Source organism: Amycolatopsis deserti (assembly GCF_014653945.1).
GTDB classification, from domain to species: domain Bacteria; phylum Actinomycetota; class Actinomycetes; order Mycobacteriales; family Pseudonocardiaceae; genus Amycolatopsis_E; species Amycolatopsis_E deserti.
On the sequence record NZ_BNAU01000001.1, the window covers coordinates 56559 to 80310 of the forward strand.

The following is a 23752-nucleotide window of genomic DNA, read 5'->3' on the forward strand; positions in this document are numbered from 1 at the left end:
AGTGACATGGATTGGTGGAGTGCGACCGTGCCCTCGCCGGAGGAGTGCGTGCTGGGACCGCTGTTGCGCCGGCACGCGCGGGAGCGAGGGGACGCTGTCCACGCGGTGTTCCAGGACGGCAGCCGTTGGACCTACGCCGAAACCTGGCGTGCGGCGAACGCGGTGGCCCGCCGGCTGGCCGCACTCGGCGTCCAGCCCGGCGACCGGGTGTTGTCCTGGCTCCCGAACGGCCCGGACGCGCTGCGCGTCTGGTACGGCGCCAACCTGCTCGGCGCGATCTACATGCCGCTCAACCCCGCCTACCGCGGCGGCCTGCTCCAGCACGCGATCCGGTTGTCCGGGGCCCGCGTGATGGTCGCCCACCCCGACCTGGTCCCGCGTCTGGCCACGCTGGACGGTGGTCAGCTGGACCACGTCGTACCGCTGACCAGTCGCGAATGGACGGACGACGGGCCGGAGGTGGTCCCCGAAGCGCCGGTCCAGCCGTGGGATCCCTACGCGATCATCCTGACGTCGGGCACCACCGGCCCGTCGAAGGGTGTGGTGTGTTCCTACACGCACGTCGCGACGACCGCGGCCGCGGCGTTCGACGAGCGGTTCGGCGAGCAAGACCGCTACATGATCAACCTGCCGCTGTTCCACGCCGGCGGCACGATCGGCTGCTACGCCGCGCTGCTGAAGGGCGCGTCGATCGCGGTCGTCGACCGGTTCGACACCGCCCGGTTCTGGGACGTGGTGCGCACCACCGGGACCACGCACGTGACCCTGCTCGGCGTGATGGCGACGTTCCTCGCCAAACAGCCGTCCGCCCCCGGCGACCGGGACCACCCGCTGCGGCACGTGTTCATGGTGCCGCTCAACGACGACGTGGCCGGTTTCGCCGCTCGCTTCGGGGTGCGCGTGACCGCCCTGTTCAACATGACCGAGACCTCGATCCCGATCATCTCCGAGGACGATCCGAAGACCCCGGCGACCTGTGGCCGGGTCCGCCGGGGCGTGCAGGCGCGGCTCGTCGACCAGTTCGACCGCGAGGTCCCCGACGGCGAGACCGGCGAGCTGGTGCTGCGCACCGACCGGCCCTGGGCGATGAACTCCGGCTACTGGGGCATGCCGGAGGCGACGGCTCGGGCCTGGCGGAACGGGTGGTTCCACACCGGCGACGCCTTCCGCCGCAGCCCCGACGGCGAGTACTTCTTCGTCGACCGGGTCAAGGACGCGATCCGGAGGCGTGGAGAGAACATCTCCTCCTTCGACGTGGAGGCGGAGATCGTGGCTCATCCGGCGGTGCGGGAGGCGGCGGTCGTCGCGGTGCCCAGCCCGCACGGGGAGGACGACGTGCTGGCCGTGGTGGCGCCGGTGGACGGGGCCACCATTGATCCGGCCGAGCTGCTGGGGTTCCTGTCCGACCGGATGGCGCACTTCATGGTGCCGCGCTACATCCGGCTGCTCGACGAGCTGCCCAAGACGCCGACGAGCAAGATCGAGAAGCACCGCCTGCGAGCGGCCGGAGTCACTGCCGACACCTGGGACCGGGAAGCGGCCGGAGTGCGTGTCAGGCAGGAGCGAATCGGGGGGCATCAGACCGCGGCCTCGTGAGCGCTTCGGGGCGGTACTCCATGACCTCGAGGCCGTGTCCGTTCGACCGGGAGTTCCCCGGCCGCGGTCAGTGTCGCGCCCTGCGAACCGCATTTCGGTTCCTTGACGGGCGTCATCGCTGCGATATTCTGGCCCGGAGGTCCGTGGAGGGAGTTCCGGGTGAGCGGCTTCCGGCTCAGTGGCGAGCAGCGCGAGTACGTGCGCTGGGTGCGCGAAGTCGCCGGGGGGCTGCCCTCGGCGGGGGGCCGGCCCGGCCGGGTGGACCGGGCCCTCATCCGATCCCTCGGGGAGCGCGGCCTGCTCCGCGGGCTGTTCGGGCCCGGTGAGCCGCCGGCCGATGCCGCGGCCATGCGGTTGTGCCTGCTGCGCGAGACGATCGCCCAGCTCAGCACCGACGCGGAGACCGCGCTCGCGCTGCAGGGGCTCGGCAGCTACCCGATCCTGCAGTCCGGGTCACCCGAACTGGTGCGCCGCTGGATCCCCGCGGTGATCTCCGGGGAGGCGGTCGCCGCGTTCGCCCTCACCGAGGCGGGCGCCGGATCGGACGCCGCGGCGCTTCAGCTGCGTGCCGAGCGCGACGGCGACGCGTGGGTGCTCACCGGCGAGAAGCTGTGGATCTCCAACGCCCCGGACGCCGACATCTACACCGTGTTCGCGCGCACCACGCCCGACGCCGGCGCGCGCGGCGTCACCGCGTTCGCTGTCGCGGGTGCGAGCGCTGGGCTGTCCGGGGAACCGCTGGACATGCTGTCCCCGCACCCGATCGGGCGCCTGGTGTTCGACGGGGTGCGCGTCGGCGCGGAGGCGGTGCTGGGCGAGGTCGACCGCGGGTTCGCCGTCGCCATGCGCACGCTCGACCTGTTCCGCCCCAGCGTCGGCGCCTTCGCCGTGGGCATGGCCCAGGCCGCGCTCGACGCGACGCTGACCCACGTGCGCGAACGTCAGGTGTACGGGGCGCCGCTGGCAGCACAGCAAGCCGTGGCACACCGCGTCGCCGACATGGCGACCGAGCTGGAAGCGGCCCGGCTGCTCGTCTACACCGCGGCCACCGCCTACGACGACGGCGCCGAACCGGACCAGCAGCCGCGGCGCTCAGCGATGGCGAAGCTGTACGCCACCGAAGCCGCGCAGAGGATCATCGACGGGTGCGTCCAGCTGCACGGCGCGGCGGCCCTGCGGCGGGGACATCCGCTGGAACACCTCTACCGCGACGTGCGGGCGCTGCGCATCTACGAAGGCGCCTCCGAAGTGCAGCGTTCCATCATCGCCCGCAACCTGATCGGCAGGGAGTACACCCGATGACCTACCGCTTCCACGCCTCCCCGCGGCTCACCGAGCACTGGCGGCACTTCCGGTTCGCCAAGGCCGACGGTGTGGCCACCGTGACCCTGGACCGGCCGGAAAAGCTCAACCCGCTGACCTTCGAAAGCTACGCCGACCTGCGCGACCTGCTCGCCGAGCTGCCGCACCACCAGGACGTGCGCGCGCTGGTCATCCGCGGTGAGGGCAAGGGGTTCTGCGGCGGTGGCGACGTCAACGAGATCATCGGCGAACTGATCAAAATGGAGCCGCGTGACCTGATGCGGTTCACGAAGATGACCGGCGCGGTCATCCGCGCGATGCGGGAGTGCCCGATTCCGATCATCACCGCGATCCACGGCATCGCGGCCGGCGCGGGCGCGGTGGTGGCACTGGCGTCGGACTTCCGGATCGTGAGCCGCTCCGGGCGCTTCGCCTTCCTGTTCACCAAGGTCGGCCTGTCCGGCGGGGACATGGGCGCGGCGTACCTGCTCCCGCGCGTGGTCGGGCTCGGGCGGGCCACGGAGCTGCTCATGCTCGGCGACACGATCGACGCCGAAACCGCGGACCGCTACGGGCTGGTGTCGCGGCTGGTCGCCGACGACGAGCTGGACACCACGGTCGCCGACCTGGCCCGCCGGCTCGCCGACGGCCCCACGCTCGCTCTCGCCCAGACGAAGTCGTTGCTCACGGCCGAACTGGACATGTCCATGCCGGCGTCGATGGAACTGGACGCGATGACCCAGGCCCTGCTCATGACCACGCGCGACCACGCCGAGTTCCACGCCGCGTTCACCGAACGCCGCGCGCCGCGCTGGGAGGGCCGTTGACCGCGCGGGTCGCGCTGGTGACCGGAGCGGGCCGCGGCATCGGCCGCGAGATCGCCCGGCGGCTCAGCGGCGAGGGTATGCGTGTGGCCCTGGTGGCCCGCGACCGCGACCAGCTCGACGAGACGGCGAGCGGCTGCGCCGGGGCGACGATGGTGCTGCCGGCCGACGTCACCGAGCCGGAGGCGGCCGAGCGCGTGCACACCGAGATCGAGCGGACGTGGGGGCCGGTCGAGGTCCTCGTCGCGAACGCCGGCGCCGGCCATTCGGCGCGCCTGGAGCGCACGACCGACGCGGACTGGCAGCGCATGCTCGACCTGAACCTGACCGCGCCGTTCCGTTTCGTGCGGCGCGCGGTGCCGGCGATGCGGGACGCCGGCTGGGGACGGATCGTGGTGACGGCGTCCAGCGCCGCGCACATCGGCGATCCCTACATCGCCGCCTACACCGCGAGCAAGCACGGGGTGCTGGGCCTGGTCCGGTCCGCGGCGGCGGAGCTGGCGCGCACCGGCGTGACGGTCAACGCGGTGTGCCCGGGCTATGTGGACACCCCGATGACGGAGGCCACGATCGCGAACATCGTCGCCACCTCGGGGCGCAGCCCGGAACAGGCCCGGGAGGCGCTGGAACGCAAGCAGCCGATTGGCCGGCTGATCACGCCCGCCGAGGTCGCCGACGCGGTGTGGTTCTGCGTCGTCAACGGCGCGGTGACCGGGCAGGCGATCAATGTGGACGGAGGTGCCGTGCAGTGAGCGTCGAACGGGTCAACCCGCCGGAACTGGCTCAGCCACGGGGTTTCTCGCACGCGGTGGTCGGCACCGGGACGACGATCTTCCTGGCCGGGCAGACCGCGTTGGACCACAGTGGACGGATCGTCGGCGGGGACGTCGTGGCGCAGTTCGAGCAGGCGTTGTCCAACCTGCTCACCGCGCTGCGAGCGGCCGGCGGCGAGCCGCGGCAGCTGGCGAGCCTGACGGTGTACGTCACCGACATGGACGAATACCGGGCGCACGCGGCGGAGATCGGCCGCGTCTGGAGGCGCCTGGCCGGCCGCGACTACCCGGCGATGGCCGGCATCGGCGTGGCGCGGCTGTGGGATGCCGAGGCGCTGGTCGAGGTGCAGGGTTTCGCCGTGGTGTGACCACCCGGCGGCGCGGCGGGCCACGTGCAGCCGGTCCGGTCTGCCACGATGACTCCGTGGACGAAGAAGTCATTCCCATTCTGCGCGTCGAGGACGCCGCGGCGGCGGTCGCCTGGTATGAGCGGCTGGGCTTCGCCAAGCAGTGGGAACACCGCTTCGAGCCGGGACTTCCGGCGTTCGTCGAGGTCGCCCGCGGCGGAATGCGGTTGTTCTTGTCCGAGCACACGGGCGATGCCCGTCCGGACACGCTGGTCTACCTGCGCGTCCGGGATGTCGACGCCATCGCCGCCGAGTTCGGCGTGCGGGCGGAGGACGTTCCGTGGGCGCGGGAAATCGAGCTGCGCGACCCGGACGGCAACCGGCTGCGGATCGGCACCCCGGTGGAGTGACCGGAGAAGAACCGCCCCGGCTCACCACGACTACCGCGCGAGCAGGGGCTCCACGTAGTCGTGCGCCGGTCCGGCTAGCCGGCGTCGTAGCTCGAAGAACGTGTCCGCCGCGCGGAGGCCGATCCAGCCGGCCGGAAGCACCTCCAGCGGGAGCCCCGGCTCGAGGTAGGGCAGCCGCCGCCAGTCGGTCAGCGCGTGGACGTAGTCGGCGAACGCCTGGGCCCCGTCGAGGCGGCGGCGTCGCCGGTAGCGGGCCAGCACCGGCTCGTGGCGGGCCAGGAACGTCTCGTACAGCTCGTGCAGCCGCCGCAGGTCCCACCACTCCCGCACCCGCTCCGCGGTCCCGGCGAACCCCACGTGGTCGGCGTGGAACAGCTCGACGTAGGGATCCAGGCCCTGCCGCACCAGCGCCTCCCGCGTCTCGCCGAGCAGGTGCGCCGGCGCGATCCACACCCCCGACGACACCGTGCCGAACCCGAGCCAGGACAGCCGCGAGCGCAGCTGGTGCCGTTTGTCGCGCTCGGACTCCGGCACGCTGAACACCGCCATCAGCCAGCCCTCACCGGCGTCGGCCCGGCGGCGCTCGAAGATGCGGCGGTCGCCCTCGTCCAGGATCTCGCGCGCGGTGGCGGACAGCTCGTACCCGGCGGCCCCGCCGACCTTCGCCGCCGTCAGCAGCCCGCGCCGCTTGAGCCGGAAGACCGCGGACCGCACGGCCGGCTCGTCCACCCCGCAGTGCGCCAGCAGCTGGATCAGCGCGGCGACGCTCATCCAGCCGCCCGCCTCGCGGGCGTAGAGCCCGTAGACGGTGACGATCAGCGCGCGCGGCTGCTGCCCACGCCCGTTGTTCTCGTCCGCACCGGTGGCCACGGCAGTCACTTTAACCTGCACCGCGGCGGCCTCCCCGGCTACATCATTTCTATCGCTGTCTTGACTACCGTCACCAAAAGAGAATGATTGGGGTATGACTCTCCAGGGTTCCGCGCACGCCGACACGTTCTGCCGGGACAACCTGCCGCCCCGGCACCTGTGGCCGGAGTTCCTGGAGGAACTGCCCGAGCTGCGTTACCCGCCGCGGCTCAACTGCGGCGTCGAACTCCTCGACGCGGTCATCGAGCGGTTCGGGCCGGACCGCCCGTGCCTGCTCACGCCGGACGGCGAAACCTGGACCTACGGCCAGTTGCGGGACCAGGTCGATCGCCTCGCGTGGGTGCTCACCGAGCAGCTCGGCGTGATCCCCGGGCACCGGGTCCTGCTGCGCGGCCCGAACACCCCTGCGCTGGCCGCCTGCTGGCTGGCCGTGATGAAGGCCGGCGCCGTCGCGGTGGCGACGATGCCCCTGCTGCGGGCCGGGGAGCTGACCGCGATCGCCCGGATCGGCGCGATCAACCTCGCGCTGTGCGACGCGCGGTTCGACGACGAACTCGCCGCGGCCGACCTGGGTGGCGCGCCGGTGGTCCGCTACGGGGGAGCGGGACCGGACGACCTGATGGCCCGCGCGCGGGCCGTGCCGGGCGGGTTCACCGCGGTCGACACCGCCGCCGACGACGTCGCGCTGCTGGCGTTCACGTCGGGCACCACGGGACGGCCGAAGGCGACCATGCATTTCCACCGCGACGTCCTCGCCATCACCGACACCTTCTCCCGGCACGTCCTGCGGCCGCGCCCGGACGACGTCTTCACCGGAACCCCGCCGCTGGCCTTCACCTTCGGCCTCGGCGGCCTGCTGGTGTTCCCGCTGCGCGCCGGCGCCGCCACGCTCCTGATCGAAAAGGCGACCCCGGACCAGCTCGCCGACGCCATCGAGGCCCACGACGTGTCCGTGTGCTTCACCGCCCCCACCGCTTACCGCGCGATGCTGCGGTCGAACCGGGTCCGCGCACTGGGCAAGCTGCGCCGCGCGGTGTCGGCGGGGGAGCACCTGCCGGAGGCGACGTGGCGCGCGGTGCACGAGGCGACCGGCCTGCGCCTGATCGACGGCATCGGTTCGACCGAGATGCTGCACATCTTCGTCTCCGCCGCCGACGACGACATCCGGCCCGGCGCCACCGGCCGCGCCGTGCCCGGATACCGCGCCGCCGTGCTCGGCGAACACGGCGAACCGCTGCCGCCCGGCACCCCGGGGCGGCTGGCGGTGAAAGGACCCACCGGCTGCCGGTACCTCGCCGACGACCGCCAGGCCGCCTACGTCCACGACGGCTGGAACATCACCGGCGACACCTTCGTCGCCGACGAGGACGGCTACCTCTACTTCGTGGCCCGCAACGACGACATGATCGTCTCCTCCGGCTACAACATCGCCGGGCCGGAGGTCGAAGAAGCCCTGCTCGCGCACGAGGCCGTCCTCGAATGCGGCGTCGTCGGCGTGCCCGACCCCGAACGCGGCCAGCTCGTCAAGGCCTTCGTCGTGCCGGCGCCCGGGTTCGAGGCGGACGAGGCCCTGGCCGCCGAGCTGCAGAGCTTCGTTAAGGCGCGGATCGCGCCGTACAAGTACCCGCGCGCGGTCGAGTTCGTCCCGGATCTGCCACGCAGCAACACCGGAAAGCTGCAGCGCTACAAGCTGCGCGAGCGGGACCGGGCGGAGGCGCGCTGATGCGGATCGCGGTGATCGGCGGCGGGCCGGGCGGGCTGTACTTCGCCGCGCTGGCCAAACAGCTGGCCCCGGGCGACGAGATCGACGTGTGGGAACGCAACGCCGCCGACGACACCTTCGGGTTCGGGGTGGTGTTCTCGGACGAGACGCTCGGCGGCATCGAGCACGCCGACGAGGCGGTTTACCGGCGGATGGCGCGCGAATTCGCCCGCTGGGACGACATCGACGTGCACTTCCGCGGCCAGGTGCTCACCAGCGGCGGCCACGGCTTCGCCGCGATGAGCCGCAAACGGCTGCTGCAGATCCTGCAGCAGCGGTGCGCCGGGCTGGGCGTGCGGCTGCACTTCGCCACGCACGCCCCGGATGTGGACCGCCTCGCGGCCGAATACGACCTCGTCGTCGCCGCCGACGGGGTGAACTCGGCGGTGCGCGCCCGCCACGCCGAGGTGTTCGGTCCGTCCCTGGACGTCCGCTCGTGCCGCTACATGTGGCTGGGCACGGACAAGGTGTTCGACGCGTTCAAGTTCTACATCGAACAGACGCCCTACGGCGTGATGCAGATCCACGGCTACCCGTTCGACGCGCACGGCAGCACCTTCATCGTGGAGATGGCCGAGGAGGTGTGGCAGCGGGCCGGCTTCGCCGCGTTCGCCGACCGCGAGTTCGCGCCGGGGGAGTCGGACGAGAAGTCGATCGAGCTGGTGCGGGAACTGTTCGCCGACGTGCTGGACGGCGCGGCGCTGCTGGCGAACAATTCCCGGTGGATCACCTTCACCACGGTGCGCAACGAGCGGTGGCGGCACGGGAACGTCATCCTCCTCGGGGATGCCGCGCACACCGCGCACTTCTCGATCGGCTCGGGCACCAAGCTCGCGATGGAGGACGCGCTGGCGCTCGCCGCGTCCCTGCACGAGCAGTCCGATGTGGAGCGGGCGCTGATCGCCTACGAGGCGGAGCGCAAGCCGGTCGTCGAGTCGACCCAGCGCGCCGCGCAGGCCAGCCTGGAGTGGTTCGAGAACCTGGGCCAGTACGTGCACCAGGAGCCGGTGCAGTTCGCGTTCAACATCATGACCCGCAGCCGCCGCGTCACCTACGACAACCTCCGCGTCCGCGACCCCGGGTTCGTCGACCGCGCCGACCACTGGTTCGCCGGGCACGAGCAGCGGCGCGGCCACGGCGACGGCGACGTGCGGCCGCCGATGTTCCAGCCGTTCCGGCTGCGCGGGCTGGAGCTGCGCAACCGCGTGGTGGTGTCCCCGATGGACATGTACCGCGCGTGCGACGGGATGCCCGGCGACTTCCACCTGGTGCACCTCGGCGGCAAGGCGCTCGGCGGCGCGGGCCTGGTGATGACCGAGATGGTGTGCGTGTCCGACACCGGCCGGATCACGCCCGGCTGCACCGGGATCTACACCGGCGAGCAGGCCAGGGCGTGGCGGCGGATCACCGAGTTCGTGCACACCGAGACCACCGCGAAGATCGGCATCCAGATCGGGCACTCCGGGCGCAAGGGCTCCACCCGGCTGATGTGGGAGGGCATCGACCAGCCGCTGCCGGAGGGCAACTGGCCGGTCGTCGCCCCGTCGCCCCTGCCCTACCGGGAGGGCGTGAACCAGGTGCCGCGCGAACTGGACTCCGACGATCTCGCCGTGATCCGGCGGCAGTTCACCGACGCCGCGGCGCGGGCCGCCGACGCCGGGTTCGACCTGCTCGAACTGCACTGCGCGCACGGGTACCTGTTGTCGTCGTTCATCTCGCCGCTGACCAACCACCGCACCGACGGCTACGGCGGGTCGTTGGAGGCACGGCTGCGGTTCCCGCTCGAGGTGTTCCGCGCGATGCGGCGGGTGTGGCCGGCGGACCGGCCGATGAGCGTCCGGATCTCGGCCACCGACTGGTGCGACGACGGCATCACCGCCGAGGATTCGGTGCGGATCGCCCGCGCGTTCGCCGCCGCCGGGGCGGACGTGATCGACGTGTCCACCGGGCAGGTGGATCCCGCCGAGAAGCCCGCGTTCGGCCGGTCCTACCAGACGCCGTTCGCCGACCGCATCCGCAACGAAACCGGCATCGCGACCATGGCGGTCGGCGTCATCTCCTCCTACGACGACGTGAACTCCATCCTGCTCGCCGGCCGCGCTGACCTGTGCCTGCTGGGCCGCGCGCACCTGTACGACCCGAACTGGACCCTGCACGCCGCCGCGGAGCAGGGGTACACCGGCCCGGGGGCCGAGTGGCCGCTGCCGTGGCGGGCCGGGTCGCGGCGCCCGCAGACCGGCCGCACCGAGGGCCCCAAGCCGCGGCTGGAGCTGATCCGCCACGGGGAGCGGGGGACCGCGCACCGGCGCTGGCGGCCGTAACGGAAACCGATGAGGTCACTGGTGTTCGAGTGCTGGAACTCGACCTGCTCACCGGCTCCCGCGGATTGGCTGCGGTCGTGTCCGTCAGGAGCGGCCGCGTGGCCCGGTCCGTCGCCCCGGGGGCATGCTGGCCGCATGGATGTCTCGCCCAGCGACGACGCGGCGCGGCTGTTCGCGGCCCTGCCGGGGCAGTGGACGATCACCAGGAACCTCCCCGGCGTGGGACGGATGACCGGATCGGCCCGCTTCCACGCGGCCGGGCCGGATCTGCTGCACTACCGGGAGGACGGGCGGCTCACCCTGGACGGCGGGCAGACGCTCGAGGTCTACCGCGAGTACCACTACCGGCTGGAGCCGGGGTTGATCCGCATCTGCTTCGCCGAGCCCGGGCCGCCTCGGACGTTGCACGTGCTCCGGTTCGACGGAGTCGCCGCGTCCGATGTGCACCTCTGCGGCCAGGACACCTACGCCGGCCACTACGAGTTCCCTGAGGACAACCGCTTCACCGTGGGCATGCGGGTCACCGGGCCGCAGAAGGACTACGTCATCGAGACCACCTACGAGCGCGTGTGCTGACGGTTCCCGCGTACCGGCAGCATCGTGCGTCGACGCCTGCCGCGCCGATGTGCCTCCGGGGCCCTCGATCAGCAGTCATGAGGCGTCCGTTTCACGCGCCTTCCAGCGTGGTCAGTGCAGTGCAAGAGGTGCCTTCGGCGCGGGGGGAGGGGCGCTGCGCCGAAGGCGCGAACGCGGTGCTCCATCGCGCTATGAGGTGGACTGCTCACCGGCGGCGAGTCGGAGCGCGCGGGTCGGATCTGGCTGGCCGATCAGTTCCTGCACTACGCGGCCATCGTCGCAATCCGCAGACCATCGACCAGCTTCACCCAATGCTGGTGAACGAGCCTTGTGTCTTCGGCGACGAGTGGAGCCTGGCGCTCTCGAAGAGCGGGGTGACCTGCGTCGTGCGCACGCTGAGCACCGAACGCGGCGACGTGGAGTTCGCCTCGAACCCGTTGACGCTCCGGCAAGCGGGGCTGGGTGGACAGAGTGTTCTCCCGCCCTGCCCGAGACCGAACGTACCCGGCACCTCGTCGTCGAGCTCAAGCGCCCGATGCGACTCACTATGAGCGAGTTCGGGCAGGTCAACAACTACGCGTTCGCCATCCGGAGGTCGGGCGCGCCGCACGACTGGGACTTCTGGCTGATCGGTACCGAGGTCGTGACATGAGGATGTTGCGTCGGGCGCCTCTGGGGCGATTGGGCGACGCCCGCGACGAGTCAGGCGCGCTCCGTCGGCGGGTCGACATATACGTCGTACTCGAGCTCGCCGTTGCCGCCGTACGGCGTGAGGTCGGTGATCCCTGCCGACCGGAGCACGTCGACGTCGATGAAGCTGTTGCCCGTGCAGGAACGCGAGTTCTGGACCAGCACCTCGACGGCGGCATCGCCCATGATCTCGGGTTTCCGTGACTTCTCCATCGCGGCGTCGCCGCCGAGGAGGTTCTGCACCGCCGCGGTCGCGATCAGCGTCTCGGGCCAGAGCGTGTTCGAGGCAACGCCCTCTGCGCGGTACTCCTCCGCCCAGCAGAGGCCGAGCAGCGACATGCCGTACTTCGCCAGCGTGTAGCCGGGGTGCGCGGCGAGCCACTTCGGCTTCATGTTGAGCGGCGGCGACAGGGTCAGGATGTGCGGGTTGGTGCCCTTGACCAGGTGGGGGAGCGCCTTGGAGGTCAGCAGGAACGTGCCGCGGTGCTCGATCGACATCATCAGGTCGAATCGCTTCACCGGCAGCTCGGTGGTCTTGGCCAGGTTGATGGCCGAGGCGTTGTTGATCACGATGTCGATGCCGCCGAAGCGCTCGACGGTCGCGGCGACGGCGCTTTCCACGGAGGTCTCATCGCGCACGTCGCCCACGATCGGCAGGGCCTGGCCCCCGGCCGCCTCGATGTCTGCAGCAGCGGTGTGGATGGTGCCGGGAAGGCGCGGGTCGGGGGTGTCGGTCTTCGCGAGGAGGGCCACGTTCGCCCCTTCGCGCGCGGCGGCGATGGCGATAGCCAGACCGATGCCCCGGCTGCCGCCGGACATCAGGATGGTGCGGCCCTCGAGACGCTTCCGGGTGGTCATGCGGTTGCCTCCATGGTGGTGAGCTTGTCGCTGCGGTGCAGGGCCTCGACAACCCCGGCGTACCGCGTGTTCTTGATGGCGCCGAGGACGGGGCCACGCAGCGGCGCCAGTTCGGCTGCACGCGCGACGGCGGTGTCGAGGAGCTCCTCGACCGGCACAATGGCGTCGACGAGGCCGGCCTCGAGCGCCGACTCGGCGTCGAACCGGTGCGCGAGGATCATCGCGCGGTGGGCGACCTGCGGCGCGAGACGCGCCATGGCGAGCGCGGCGAGGCCGGGTGTGAACGGGACCTTGATCGCGGCCTCGGGCAGGCACAGGAATCCGCGCTCGGTGCGCGCGATCCGCTCGTCGAACGCGAGCGCGAAGAGCAGCGCACCGGCGTAGCAGTGGCCGTTGAGCGCGCCGACGGTGGGCACCTCGGAGACCAGGAAGCGCGCGACGAGCCGCTGGTACGCCGGGGTGTACTCCGCCTCGCCGAAGAGCTCGGGCACGAGGCCGTTGGAGAAGAACTTCCCCTGTGCGGTGATGACGAGAGCGGCGGCGCCGTCGCTGCTCTCCACCTCGGTCAGTGCGGCGTCGAGGGCCGCGATCCGCTCGAAGGTGAAGCGGTGGTCGTCGTCGGGTGTGTCACTGATGTCGAGGACGAAGACGTCCCCACGGCGGGTCAGCTCGGTCACGCCGCCGAGCATTGCATCTTTTCGACAGTCGCGCCAGATGTGTAATGATGGTGACATGGCCGAGCTTCTCCTGCGCCCCGTGTCCGCCCGCTCCGCGGTGCTGACGACGCTGCTGGCGCTGCATCCGCCACGGCTCACCGCGGCCGAGCTGGTCGCGAACATGGAACGTCTCGGGTTCACCGAGACGGCGACGCGCGCCGCCCTCTCCCGGATGGTCGCGCGCGGGGACCTGGTGCGCGACGCCACGGCGTACACGTTGAGCGAGCGTCTGCTGGAGCGTCAGCGCGAGGTCGACGCGGTCCACCATCCCCAGACCCGGGAATGGCGTGGCAGCTGGGAGATGGCGATCGTGACCACCGCGGGACGCAGTGCCGCCGACCGCGCCGCCCTGCGCACCCAGCTGCAGTCGCTGCGGGTGGCCGAGCTGCGCGAGGGCGTGTGGACCCGGCCGGCCAACCTGCTCCGCGGGTGGCCGGAGGAGCTGACCGCGATCTCGGAGTGCTTCGAGGCCCGTCCCCTCGGCGACCCCGCCGCCTTGGCCGCTGATCTCTGGGACCTCGAGAGCTGGGCGGCCCACGGCCATCGGCTGCTCAAGGCCCTGCCGGGCACGTCCGATCCCGCCGATCGCTTCACGCTCGTCGCAGCGATGGTGCGCCACCTGCAGTCCGACCCACTGCTCCCCCCGGAGCTGTCCCCCGCCGACTGGCCGGGCGACGCTCTCCGCGCGGCGTACGACGAGTACCGGACGCAAACCTGGGGCCCAGTGCCTGGCGGGACGGGAGTCACGTGAGTGAGCTCGCACGGCTCGTCGTGGTGGACGTCGATCGCGGCGTTGATCAGGTGAGACCGACGGCGAAGTTGTCCTCCGCGGGATGTGCGGTGCCACCGGCCCGGCGCTCATGATCCGCGATCCTCGCCCACTGCGCGGCTGTTCGCGCCCACCGCGCCCACCACGCCGCCCGTGACGGCCACGACCGCGGCCAGGGCGATCAGTCCGCCGCCGAGTGAGGACGCCACGGCCACGGCCCCGACCAGGAGCGGGGCGCCCGCGTCGCCGAGTTCGCGGCCGACCTCGGCGGCGCCCATGGTCTGGCCGAGTCGTTCCGGTGGGGTGGTGGCGGCCAGGTGCGCGAACCCGAGTGGGGTGGCGAGCCCGACGCCGGTGCCGATGACCACCGCCGCGCCGAGCACACCGCCCAGGCCGGGTACCAGTGCCGCGACGGTCAGGCCCGCCGCCGTCGCCCCGAGACCGAGGGCCATGCCCGTCCGGTCGCGGAGGCGGCCGGCGTCCCGGGCGCGTCCGGCCCAGGGCTGCACCAGCGCCGAGCACACCGCCAGCACCGACACCGCCGCCCCGGTCGCCAGCGGGCCGAGCCCGGCCGCCGCCCCGGTCACCGGCAGGAAACCGACACCCACGGCCAGCGCCCCGGTCGCCGCGGCCAGCGTCGCGGTCGGGCCGAGGAAACTGGCCCGGCCCAGCCGCCGCGCCAGGTCGACCACCGTCTGGCGCTCTCGCGGCAACGGCGGCACCGCCGGAACGGCCAGCGCCGCCCAGAGCGCGGCCAGCGCCGCGAGCCCGGCGAGCACCCCGAACAGCAGCCCGAACCCGCCGACCGTGATCAGCACCCCACCCAGCACCGGTCCGAGGGTGTAGCCCAGGCCCTTCCAGGCGCCGTATCCGCCGAACGCCCGGCCCTGCCGCGCCGCCGGGGACAGCCGGGCGACCAGCGCCCCGGCGGCGGGGGAGAAGGCCGCCGCGGCGGCGCCCTGCCCACAACGCCCCGACCCGCCGCAACTCCCGCCACACCGCGACGCGGTGCCGCGAGGGCGAGGCCGGGATCCGCACCACCAACACCACCCAGCGACCCGGCTGCGAGCCCGTCACACGCACGAATGTAGCACCTGTTACAAGGTCCTCGGCAGTGCGCAGGCCCGGTCACCGCTCGCCGAGGTCCTGCTCCCCGCGGGTGGCGTTCGTGGTGGTGCGGCTGCCGGACAGGTGCCGTGCGCTGTTGACGAGCCCGACCATGCTGAACGCCTGCGGCGTGTTGCCCAGCTGCCGCGCGTGGGTGGTGTCGTACTCCTCGCTGAGCAGGCCCACGTCGTTGCGGAGCTCGAGCAGCCGCTCGAACAGCTCCTCGGCCGCGGCGGTCTCGCCCGCGCCGTGCAGGGCGTCGGCGAGCCAGAAGCTGCAGGCGAGGAAGCTGCCCTCGCCGCCGGGCAGGCCGTCCACCCGGCCGTCGGCGTCCGGGTCGTACCGCAGCAGCAGCCCGTCGCGGCACAGTTCCCGGCGCACGGCCGCCACGGTGCCGCGCACGCGCGGATCGGTCCAGGGCAGGAAACCCACGCGCGGGATCAGCAGAAGCGCCGCGTCCAGCCCGCGGGAGCCGTAGAACTGGGTGAAGGTCGCGCGCTCGCGGTCGTAGCCGTGCTCGCACACCTCGGCGTGGATCCGGTCGCGCAGCGCCCGCCACCGGCGCACCGGGCCGTCGAGGTGGTGCCGTTCCACGGTGCGCACGGCCCGGTCGACCCCGGCCCAGGCCATCACCTTGGAGTGCACGAAGTGCCGCCGCGGACCCCGCACCTCCCACAGGCTGTTGTCGGGCCGGTCCCAGTGCCCTTCCAGGAAATCCAGCAGGGCGCGCTGCACGTCCCACGCGACGTGCTCGGTCGGCAGGCCCGCTTCCCGGGCCAGGTGCAGTCCGTCGAGCACCTCGCCCCACACATCGAGCTGGAACTGGCCCGCGGCCGCGTTGCCCGCGCGCACCGGTGCCGACTTCGCGTACCCGGACAGCCAGTCCAGCTCGGTCTCCGGGAGCCGTCGTGTGCCGTCCAGCCCGTACATGATCTGCAGTTTGGCCGGATCGCCCGCGATGGCGCGGACGAGCCATTCCCGCCAGGCGCGCGCCTCCGCGGTGAACCCGGTGCCCAGCAGCGCCTGCAGGGTGAACGTCGCGTCGCGCAGCCAGCAGTAGCGGTAGTCCCAGTTGCGGGGCCCGCCGAGCTGTTCGGGCAGGGACGTGGTCGCGGCCGCCACGATCCCGCCGGTGGGGTCGTAGGTGAGCGCCTTGAGCGTGAGCAGGGCGCGCCGGACGGCCGGCGCCCATCGGCCCCGGTAGGTGCAGCGGGAGATCCAGCCCGCCCAGAACCGCTCGGTGCCGGCCAGCGCGGTGTCCGGGTCCACGCGCCGCGGGGCGGGCAGGTGCGAGGGCCGGTGGGTGAGCACGAACGGCACCCGCTCCCCGGCGGTGACCGTGAACTCGCCGCTGATCACACCGTCGCGTTCGGACACCGGCGCGGGGGTGCGCACCCAGACCGCGTCCGGTCCGGCGACCGCGGCCAGCCGGTCCTGATCGCGGCGCACCCACGGCGTGATCGAGCCGTAGTCGAACCGCAGGCGCAGCGTCGAGCGCATCGGCACGCGCCCGGACACGCCCTCCACGATCCGGACCACGTCCGGTGCTTCGGCGCGCGGCGGCATGAAGTCGGTGACCCGGACCGTGCCGTCCGGGGTGTCCCACTCACTGTCCAGCACCAGGGAGTCGCCGCGGTAGGCGCGCCGGGTCGCCTCGACGGCCGACGCGGGGCCGAGCTGCCACTGCCCGGCGCGTTCGTCGTCGAGCAGGGCGGCGAAACAGGCGGGGGAGTCGAAGCGGGGCAGGCACAGCCAGTCGATGCCGCCGTGGCGGGACACCAGTGCGGCGGTGTGCAGGTCCCCGAGCAGGGCGTAGTCCTCGATCGGTGCCATCGCGCTCACCCCTCGCCGGTGAGGGTGACGACCACCTTCACGTCGTCCTCGCCGCCGGTGAACGCCTCGGGCGCGCGGGCCAGCGGCACCCGGCGCGTGATCAGGCCGTCCAGCCAGTCCGAGTCCGCCTTGGCCAGCGCGTCCGCGGCCTGGTGGTAGTGGCGCAGGTTGGCGTTGACCGAACCGAGGACGACGTCGTTCTCCAGCACGATCTCGCGGTTGACCGCGCCCGCGTCCACCGCCAGCGTCCGGCCGGCGGCGGACACCCCGGTCAGGCACACGATCCCGTAGGCGGCGGTGTGCCGCATGACGTCGAACACGACAGTGCCCGCTCCGGTCGCCTCGATCACGACGTCCGGTTCGAGGCGCTCGGCGACCTGGTCGGCGGGGTCGGCGTGGTAGGTCGCGCCCAGCGCCTCGGCCAGCCGCGGTTTCGGACCCGTGGTGAGGCGGTCCAGGACGTGCACGTCGAGCCCGCGCTGCACCCCGAGCAGGGCGGCTAGCAGCCCGATCGGCCCGGCGCCGGTCACCAGCGCCCGCCTCGGCGCGAACCAGGCGCGGGCGCCCACGCGCTCGACCTGTTCCCACGCCTTGGCGACGACCGTCGTCGGTTCCATCAGCATCCCGGACCGTTCCAGGCGCGCGTCCACCGGCACCGCGTAGTCCTCTTCGACCGTCCACAGTTCACTGCCGTAGCCGTGTCGTTGCTTGATGCCGCGTTCGGTGTAGCGGCCGTTGCGGCACATGTCGAACTCGCCGCGCGCGCACGCGCCGCACGGCACCGGATCGGGCCGGCGCACCACACCGGCCACGAGGTCGCCGGGCTGGAACCGGCTGCCGGGCGGCGCCTGCCGCACCTGGCCGAGCGATTCGTGGCCGAGCACCAGCCGGTCGGTTCCTTCGGGCGGCCGGCCGTAGGAGCCGCGCGCGATCTCCTTGTCGGTTCCGCACACGCCCAGTGCCAGACCCTGGACGAGCAGGTCGCCGGGTCCGGGTTCGGGGTCGGGCACGTCCGCCACCCGCAGGGAGCCGGGACGGCTGGGCACGACGGTGAGGGCACGCACGGGTCAGTCCTTTCGGTAGGGTTGCAGGTCCGCGGTCCGCAGGGCCATCCCGTGCCCCGGAACTCCCGGGTCGGGCCGCACCCGGCCGCCGGCGGGGTCGAGGGCGCCGTCGAGGAAGGCCGATTCGATGCGGTCGTGGTCGGCGAACCACTCCAGGTGGCGCACGTTCGGGGTGGCGACCGCGACGTGGGCGGAGAGGTTCGGTGCGCAGTGCGCCGACACCTCCAGCCCGGCCGCCGCGGCCACCGCGGCGGCTCGCCGCCATTCGGTGTAGCCGCCGCAGCGGGTGACGTCGATCTGCAGGCAGTCCACCGCGCCGGCGGCCACCATCCGTCCGAAGTAGACGAGGTCGTAGCCGTACTCGCCGGCGGCGATGTCCGCCGTGGCCGTGCGCCGCAGTTCGGCGAGCCCGTCCAGGTCGTCGCTGGACACCGGCTCTTCGAACCAGAGCACGTCGTGCTCGGTCAGCATGCGCGCCACCCGCCGGGCCTGCCCACGGGTGTAGCCGCCGTTGGCGTCGACGTAGAGCTCGGCGCCGCCGATCACCTCGCGGGCCGAGGCGACCCGGGCGAGGTCGCGCTCGATCGTGTGGCCCCGGTCCTGCCCGATCTTGATCTTCGCCCGCGGGATGCGCCGCTGGTGCACCCACTGCCGCAGCTGGTCGCGCAGCTCGCCGGTGCTCTGGTTGGTGAAGCCGCCGCTGCCGTAGAGGGCCGCCTCCTCGTGCGCGCGCCCGAGGAGGCGGCTCACCGCGACGCCGAGCACGCGGGCGGCGGCGTCCCACAGGGCGATGTCGACCGCGGACAGGGCGCACGACACCAGCCCGGGACGGCCGAGGTTGCGGATCCGCCGCTGCATCGCCGACCAGCGCGCCGGCACGTCGAGCACGTCCTGGCCGAGGATCGCCGGGGCGAGCGTGTGGTGGATCAGCGGCACGCAGGAGGCGTCGGCGTAGGTCCAGCCGAGCCCGGTGGCGCCCGCCGCGGTGACGTGCACGGCCACCATCGTCGTGCTGTCCCAGGTCAGCGTTCCGTCGGATTCCGGGGCGGGGGTGGGGATCCGGAAGGCCCGCGCCTGGACGGACTCGATCGGGGTGGTGGTCACGGCCGCAGTTCCTGTGCCTTGGTCTTCACGCCCTGGGCGATCAGGTGGAACGCCTCGGGATCGCCCTTGAGCACCGCCTCGGTGACGGAGCGGACCTGCTCGAGCGTCGCGTGCGGCGGGATCGGCGGCACCTCGGGATCGCAGCGCACGTCGAGCAGGACCGGGCCCTGGGCGGCCAGCGCGTGGTCCCACGCGGGGCCGAGCCGTTCCGGGTCGTCGACCGGGACGCCGTCCAGGCCCAGGCCGCGGGCGAACGCCGCGTAGTCGACGTCGGGCAGCGACTGGGACTCCTCGAACTTCGGCGCGCCGCCCATCGCGCGCAGCTCCCACGTGACCTGGTTGAGGTCGTTGTTGTGGAACACGCACACGACCAGCCGCGGATCCGGCCACAACTGCCGGTAGCGGGAGATGGTGATGAGCTCGGCCAAGCCGTTCATCTGCATGGCGCCGTCCCCGACCAGCGCGATCACCGGCCGGTCCGGGCAGGCGAACTTGGCGCCGATCGCGTACGGCACGCCCGGCCCCATCGTCGCCAGGGTGCCCGACAGCGAGCCGCGCATCTCCTCCCGCATCCGCAGGTTGCGCGCGTACCAGTTGGCGGCGGAGCCGGAGTCAGACGTGACGATGGCGTTGCCCGGGATGCGCTGCGACAGCTCGCTGACCACCCGCATCGGGTTCACTGGCCGGGCCGCCACCCGAGCCTGCCGCTCGACGGTCTCCCACCAGGACCGCACGTTGTTCTCGATCGTCTCGCGCCAGGAGCGGCCGGTCTGGCGGTGCACCAGGGGGAGCAGGGCCTGCAGGGTGGCACGGGCATCGCCGACCAGGTTGACCTCGGTGGGGTAGCGCAGGCCGATGAACCGGCCGTCGATGTCGATCTGCACCGCCCGCGCCTGCCCGAACTCCGGCAGGAACTGGGTGTAGGGGAAGTTGGAGCCGACGATCAGCAGCGTGTCGCAGTCCCGCATCATCTCGTAGCTCGGGCGCGTGCCCAGCAGCCCGATCGACCCGGTCACGTACGGCAGGTCGTCGGGCAGGACGTCCTTGCCCAGCAACGCCTTCGCCACGCCGGCGCCGGTCAGCTCGGCGATCTCGCGGACCTCGGCGGCGGCGTTGCGCGCGCCCTGCCCGGCCAGGATCGCCACACGCTGCCCCGAGTTGATCACGTCGGCGGCCCGGCGCACCTCGTCCTCGTCGGGCAGCGGAGCGCTGCGCGGCAGGCCCGGCGGGCTGGACGGGACCTGCTTGAACGCGTGCTTCGGCGGCGTGTAGGGCTCTTCCTGCAGATCCGCGGGAACGATCAGCGCGGTCGGGCAGCGCTGGGCGTGGGCGGTGCGGATGGCGCGGTCGAGCGCGTTGGGCAGCTGCTCGGCGACGTTGACCTCGACCAGGTACTCGCCGGCGACGTCCTTGAACAACGATTGCAGGTCCACTTCCTGCTGGTAGGACCCGCCCATCGCGCTGCGCGCGGTCTGCCCGACGATCGCCACCACCGGGACGTGGTCGAGCTTGGCGTCGTACAGCCCGTTGAGGAGGTGGATGGCGCCCGGCCCCGAGGTCGCCATGCACACCCCGACGTGCCCGCTGAACTTGGCGTACCCCACCGCCTCGAACGCGGCCATCTCCTCGTGACGGGCCTGGACGAAGCGAGGCTTGTTGTCCGCCTTGCCGAACGCGGCGACGATGCCGTTGATCCCGTCGCCGGGGTAGGCGAACACCTGCTCGACGTCCCACTCCCGCAGGCGCTGCAGCAGGTAGTCGCCGACCGTTCCGGACATGCTGTCCTCCTCACCGCACGGGCGCGCCGCCCGTGCCTCGCCGGTGCGCGGCGGCGAGCAGCTCAGCCAGGTGCACGCCCTCGTGACCGCCGCTGTCGAGTTGGTGGATCTGGGTGCGGCAGCTGAAACCGTCGGCGAGCACGACGGCACGGGGGTCCGCTGCCCGCAGCGCGGGCAGTAGCACCCGCTCGGCGCACGCCTCGCTCACCTCGAGGTGCCCCCGCTCGAACCCGAAGTTGCCGGCCAGCCCGCAGCAGCCCGAGTCCAGGCGCCGCACGGTCGCGCCGGAGCGGCGCAGCAGCTCCTCGTCGGCGTCCCAGCCCAGCACCGCGTGCTGGTGGCAGTGCACCTGCGCCAGCGCCTCCGTCCCGGCCAGCGACGGGGGCCGGTAGCCGGGGGAGTGCGCGGTGAGCAGTTCGGCGAGAGTCACGGTCTGCCCGCGCAGGCGGCGCACATCGTGGTCGCCGGGGAACAGTTCCGGCGCGTCCCCGCGGAACACTGCGGTGCAGCTGGGTTCCAGGCCCAGCACGAGCCCGCCCCGGCGCAGGTGCGGCGCGAGCGCGCGCACCGTGCGGCGCAGCACCCGTTTCGCCGTGGCCAGCTGACCGGTGGAGATCCAGGTCAGGCCGCAGCACAGCGCCTCCTGCGGCACCTCCACCCGCCAGCCAGCCGCTTCGGCCAGCTCCACGGCGGCGCGCCCGGCGGCGGGGTGGAAGTGGTTGGTGAACGTGTCCGGCCACAGCAGCACCGTGCCGCGCGCACCGCTGCCCCGCGGGCCGCGGCGGGCGAACCACCGTTGAAGGCTCTCCGCGGCGAACCGGGGCAGTTCCCGGTTCTCGACACCGGCCGCGGCGGTGGCCAGCCGGGACAGCCCCGGAGTGTGCGTCACCGCGTTGACCACCGGGGCCAGCCGGGCGCGGGAGACCGCCTGGGCGAGCAGCGGCAGCCAGCCCAGGGAGAAGTCCGAGCGGGGCCGCCGCCACGGGCGGTGCTGGTAGTGGTGGGCGAGGAATTCCGCCTTGTAGGTCGCCATGTCGACGTTGGCCGGGCAGTCGGTCTTGCACCCCTTGCAGGCCAGGCACAGGTCGAGCGCCTGCCGGACCTCCGCCGAGCGCCAGCCGCCGGTGAGCGGGCCGTCGCCGTGACCGTCGAGCATTTCGAACAGCAGCCGGGTCCGGCCGCGCGTCGAGTGCTCCTCCTCGCCGGTGACCTGGTAGGACGGGCACATCACCTGGCCGCCCTCGGTGACCCGCTGCCGGCACCGGCCGACACCCACGCAGCGGTTGGCGGCCTCGGCGAACGAGCCCCCGTCGTGGGGGTAGCGGAAGTACAGGTGCTGCGGATCGGCGGGTGACCAGTCGCCGCCCAGCCGCAGGTCGGCGTCCAGCGGGCGCGGCGCGACCACCTTGCCGGGGTTCATCCGGTCGTCCGGATCGAAGATCGCCTTGAGCTGCCCGAACGCGCGCACCAGGTCCGCGCCGAACATGCGCGGCAGCAGTTCGCCGCGCGTCTGCCCGTCGCCGTGCTCGCCGGACAGCGAGCCGCCGAACTCGGCCACCAGATCGGCGGCGCGTTCCAGGAACTTCCGGTAGGTCGCGACCCCGCCCGCGCTGTAGAGGTCGAAGGGGATGCGGGTGTGCACGCACCCCTGACCGAAGTGGCCGTAGAGACTGGGCCCGGTGTCGCTCGCGTATCCGAACTCCTGGTAAAGAGCGGACAGGCGGCGCAGGTAGTCGCCGAGCCGGCCGGGCGCGACGGCGGAGTCCTCCCAGCCCTCGAACGTGTCGGGCCTGCCGGGCAGGTGCGCGGTGGCGCCCAGGCCTGCCTCGCGGACCCGCCACAGCTCGGCTTCGCGGTCCGGGTCGTCCAGGACGGCGACGTCTGCGTGGTGGTCGGAGTCGCGCAGGGCGTCGAGCAGGCCGTGCGCATCGGCCTCGGCCTTCTCGGGGGTGTCCGCGGCGAACTGCACCATCAGGAAGGCGCGGCCGCCGGGCAGGTGCGTGAGCGCCTCGGGGTTGAGGTGCTTGATCCGTTCGTCGCGGATGAGCTTGGCGTCCAGGCCCTCCAGGGCGACTGGCTGGTGCGGCAGGATCGCGGGCACGGCGTCGGCGGCCTTGTCCACGGTGGGGTAGCCGAGCACGACCAGGGTGCGGTGGCCCAGGACGGGCACCAGTTCCAGTTTCGCGCGCAGCACGGTCACCAGAGTGGATTCGCTGCCGACCAGCAGCCCGGCGACGTCGAAACCGTGTTCGGGCAGCAGGGAGTCGAGGTTGTACCCGGAGACCCGGCGCGGGATGTCCGGGAATCCGGCGCGGATGCGGTCCTGGTAGGTGTCGCGCAGCCGCCGGAGCAGGCGGTGGATCTCGGCGCGCCGGTCGCCCCGGCGCTCGATGCGGCGGTACTCCTCGTCGCTGGTGGGCCCGCACCAGAAGCGCGTGCCGTCGTAGCAGAGCACTTCCAGCGCGGCGATGTTGTCGACGACCTTGCCGGTGCGCTGCGCGGTGGCGCCGCAGGAGTTGTTGCCGATCATCCCGCCGATCGTGCAGTTCATGTGCGTCGCCGGCTCGGGGCCGAACCGCAGTCCGGTGGGGGCGAGCCGGCGGTTGAGCTCGTCGAGCACGATGCCCGGCTCGACCACGCACGTGCGGGCCGCGGTGTCGACGGACTCGACGCGGTGGCAGTACTTGGACCAGTCGAGCACGACGGCGGTGTTGGTGCATTGCCCGGCCAGGCTCGTGCCCCCGCCGCGGGAGAGCACCGGCGCGCCGTGGTCGCGCGCCACCGCGACCGCCTCGGCCGCGTCCTCCGGCGTGCGGGGCACGACGACACCGATGGGCACCTGCCGGAAGTTGGACGCGTCGGTCGAGTAGGCCGCCCTGGTGCCCGCGTCGAAGCGCACCTCGCCGTCGACGCGGGCGCGCAGCGCGCTCTCCAGGCCGGCGACGTCCACCTCGGCCGGAGCCGGCCGGAGCACCGGGTCCGGGAGGTCTGTGGTCATGGCCCCTCCCCGTGGCGGGCGATTGGTGTCACCTGTCCCTGGGGTTAGCCTGGT

General features: G+C 72.6%; 19 protein-coding genes. 10 read left to right on the forward strand and 9 right to left on the reverse strand.

The genetic code is table 11. From position 1 onward, the window contains the following. Window positions 1-6: 6 nt before the first annotated feature. The 6 genes from IE290_RS00280 to IE290_RS00305 all read left to right on the forward strand — a co-directional run bounded on the left by IE290_RS00280 (window position 7) and on the right by IE290_RS00305 (window position 5252). On the forward strand, window positions 7-1596 hold the full coding sequence (locus tag IE290_RS00280; protein ID WP_191242454.1) for an AMP-binding protein: 1590 nt from the start codon (window positions 7-9) through the stop codon (window positions 1594-1596). Window positions 1597-1755: 159 nt separating this feature from the next. Continuing rightward, window positions 1756-2898 carry an acyl-CoA dehydrogenase family protein gene (locus IE290_RS00285; protein WP_191242455.1) on the forward strand — a complete coding sequence of 381 codons (1143 nt, stop codon included), beginning with the start codon at window positions 1756-1758 and terminating at the stop codon, window positions 2896-2898. Then, entirely contained in the window at window positions 2895-3725 is an 831-nt protein-coding gene (locus IE290_RS00290; RefSeq protein ID WP_191242456.1) for an enoyl-CoA hydratase family protein, read from the forward strand. The genes IE290_RS00285 and IE290_RS00290 overlap by 4 nt, the downstream gene beginning before the upstream one ends. After that, complete coding sequence (locus IE290_RS00295; protein ID WP_191242457.1) at window positions 3722-4474, forward strand: SDR family NAD(P)-dependent oxidoreductase; 753 nt, start codon at window positions 3722-3724, stop codon at window positions 4472-4474. Before IE290_RS00290 ends, IE290_RS00295 begins: the two co-directional genes overlap by 4 nt. Then, a complete protein-coding gene (locus IE290_RS00300) occupies window positions 4471-4863 on the forward strand; it encodes a RidA family protein (RefSeq protein ID WP_191242458.1) in 393 nt (130 codons plus the stop codon). Before IE290_RS00295 ends, IE290_RS00300 begins: the two co-directional genes overlap by 4 nt. Window positions 4864-4919: 56 nt before the next feature. Next, window positions 4920-5252: a glyoxalase superfamily protein gene (locus IE290_RS00305; RefSeq protein WP_191242459.1), complete on the forward strand. Its 333-nt coding sequence runs from the start codon at window positions 4920-4922 to the stop codon at window positions 5250-5252. A gap of 30 nt (window positions 5253-5282) precedes the next feature. Here the strand turns inward: IE290_RS00305 and IE290_RS00310 are convergent, their stop codons facing one another. Then, window positions 5283-6131, reverse strand: coding sequence for a PaaX family transcriptional regulator (locus tag IE290_RS00310; RefSeq protein ID WP_191242460.1), 849 nt, complete (start codon window positions 6129-6131; stop codon window positions 5283-5285). Window positions 6132-6216: 85 nt separating this feature from the next. On the opposite strand from IE290_RS00310, the gene IE290_RS00315 reads away from it, so the two are divergent. The 3 genes from IE290_RS00315 (at window position 6217) to IE290_RS00325 (ending at window position 10781) form a co-directional block, all read left to right on the forward strand. Continuing rightward, a complete protein-coding gene (locus IE290_RS00315; protein ID WP_191242461.1) occupies window positions 6217-7845 on the forward strand; it encodes an AMP-binding protein in 1629 nt (542 codons plus the stop codon). After that, on the forward strand, window positions 7845-10205 hold the full coding sequence (locus tag IE290_RS00320) for a bifunctional salicylyl-CoA 5-hydroxylase/oxidoreductase (RefSeq protein WP_191242462.1): 2361 nt from the start codon (window positions 7845-7847) through the stop codon (window positions 10203-10205). Before IE290_RS00315 ends, IE290_RS00320 begins: the two co-directional genes overlap by 1 nt. Window positions 10206-10340: 135 nt before the next feature. Continuing rightward, window positions 10341-10781 carry a DUF6314 family protein gene (locus IE290_RS00325; RefSeq protein ID WP_191242463.1) on the forward strand — a complete coding sequence of 147 codons (441 nt, stop codon included), beginning with the start codon at window positions 10341-10343 and terminating at the stop codon, window positions 10779-10781. Between the two features lie 702 nt (window positions 10782-11483). Here IE290_RS00325 and IE290_RS00330 read toward each other — a convergent pair. Both IE290_RS00330 and IE290_RS00335 read right to left on the reverse strand, forming a co-directional pair. Beyond that, window positions 11484-12329 (reverse strand): SDR family oxidoreductase, encoded by an 846-nt coding sequence (locus IE290_RS00330; RefSeq protein WP_191242464.1) that lies wholly within the window; start codon window positions 12327-12329, stop codon window positions 11484-11486. After that, on the reverse strand, window positions 12326-13006 hold the full coding sequence (locus IE290_RS00335; RefSeq protein WP_191242465.1) for an enoyl-CoA hydratase/isomerase family protein: 681 nt from the start codon (window positions 13004-13006) through the stop codon (window positions 12326-12328). Before IE290_RS00335 ends, IE290_RS00330 begins: the two co-directional genes overlap by 4 nt. Before the next feature lie 55 nt (window positions 13007-13061). Between IE290_RS00335 and IE290_RS00340 the strand changes: the two genes are divergently transcribed. Continuing rightward, a complete protein-coding gene (locus IE290_RS00340; protein WP_191242466.1) occupies window positions 13062-13796 on the forward strand; it encodes a PaaX family transcriptional regulator C-terminal domain-containing protein in 735 nt (244 codons plus the stop codon). 107 nt (window positions 13797-13903) lie between these two features. Here IE290_RS00340 and IE290_RS00345 read toward each other — a convergent pair whose 3' ends face one another. The 6 genes from IE290_RS00345 to IE290_RS00370 form a co-directional block, all read right to left on the reverse strand. Further along, window positions 13904-14734, reverse strand: coding sequence for an MFS transporter (locus IE290_RS00345; protein WP_229874312.1), 831 nt, complete (start codon window positions 14732-14734; stop codon window positions 13904-13906). Window positions 14735-14942: 208 nt separating this feature from the next. Continuing rightward, a complete protein-coding gene (locus IE290_RS00350; RefSeq protein ID WP_191242467.1) occupies window positions 14943-16754 on the reverse strand; it encodes a glycoside hydrolase family 15 protein in 1812 nt (603 codons plus the stop codon). Window positions 16755-16759: 5 nt separating this feature from the next. After that, entirely contained in the window at window positions 16760-17818 is a 1059-nt protein-coding gene (locus IE290_RS00355) for a glucose 1-dehydrogenase (protein WP_191242468.1), read from the reverse strand. A gap of 3 nt (window positions 17819-17821) precedes the next feature. Next, window positions 17822-18922, reverse strand: coding sequence for an enolase C-terminal domain-like protein (locus IE290_RS00360; protein ID WP_191242469.1), 1101 nt, complete (start codon window positions 18920-18922; stop codon window positions 17822-17824). Beyond that, window positions 18919-20700, reverse strand: coding sequence for a thiamine pyrophosphate-requiring protein (locus IE290_RS00365; protein WP_191242470.1), 1782 nt, complete (start codon window positions 20698-20700; stop codon window positions 18919-18921). Before IE290_RS00365 ends, IE290_RS00360 begins: the two co-directional genes overlap by 4 nt. 10 nt (window positions 20701-20710) lie before the next feature. Beyond that, window positions 20711-23698: an FAD-binding and (Fe-S)-binding domain-containing protein gene (locus IE290_RS00370; RefSeq protein WP_191242471.1), complete on the reverse strand. Its 2988-nt coding sequence runs from the start codon at window positions 23696-23698 to the stop codon at window positions 20711-20713. Between the last annotated feature and the right edge of the window lie 54 nt (window positions 23699-23752).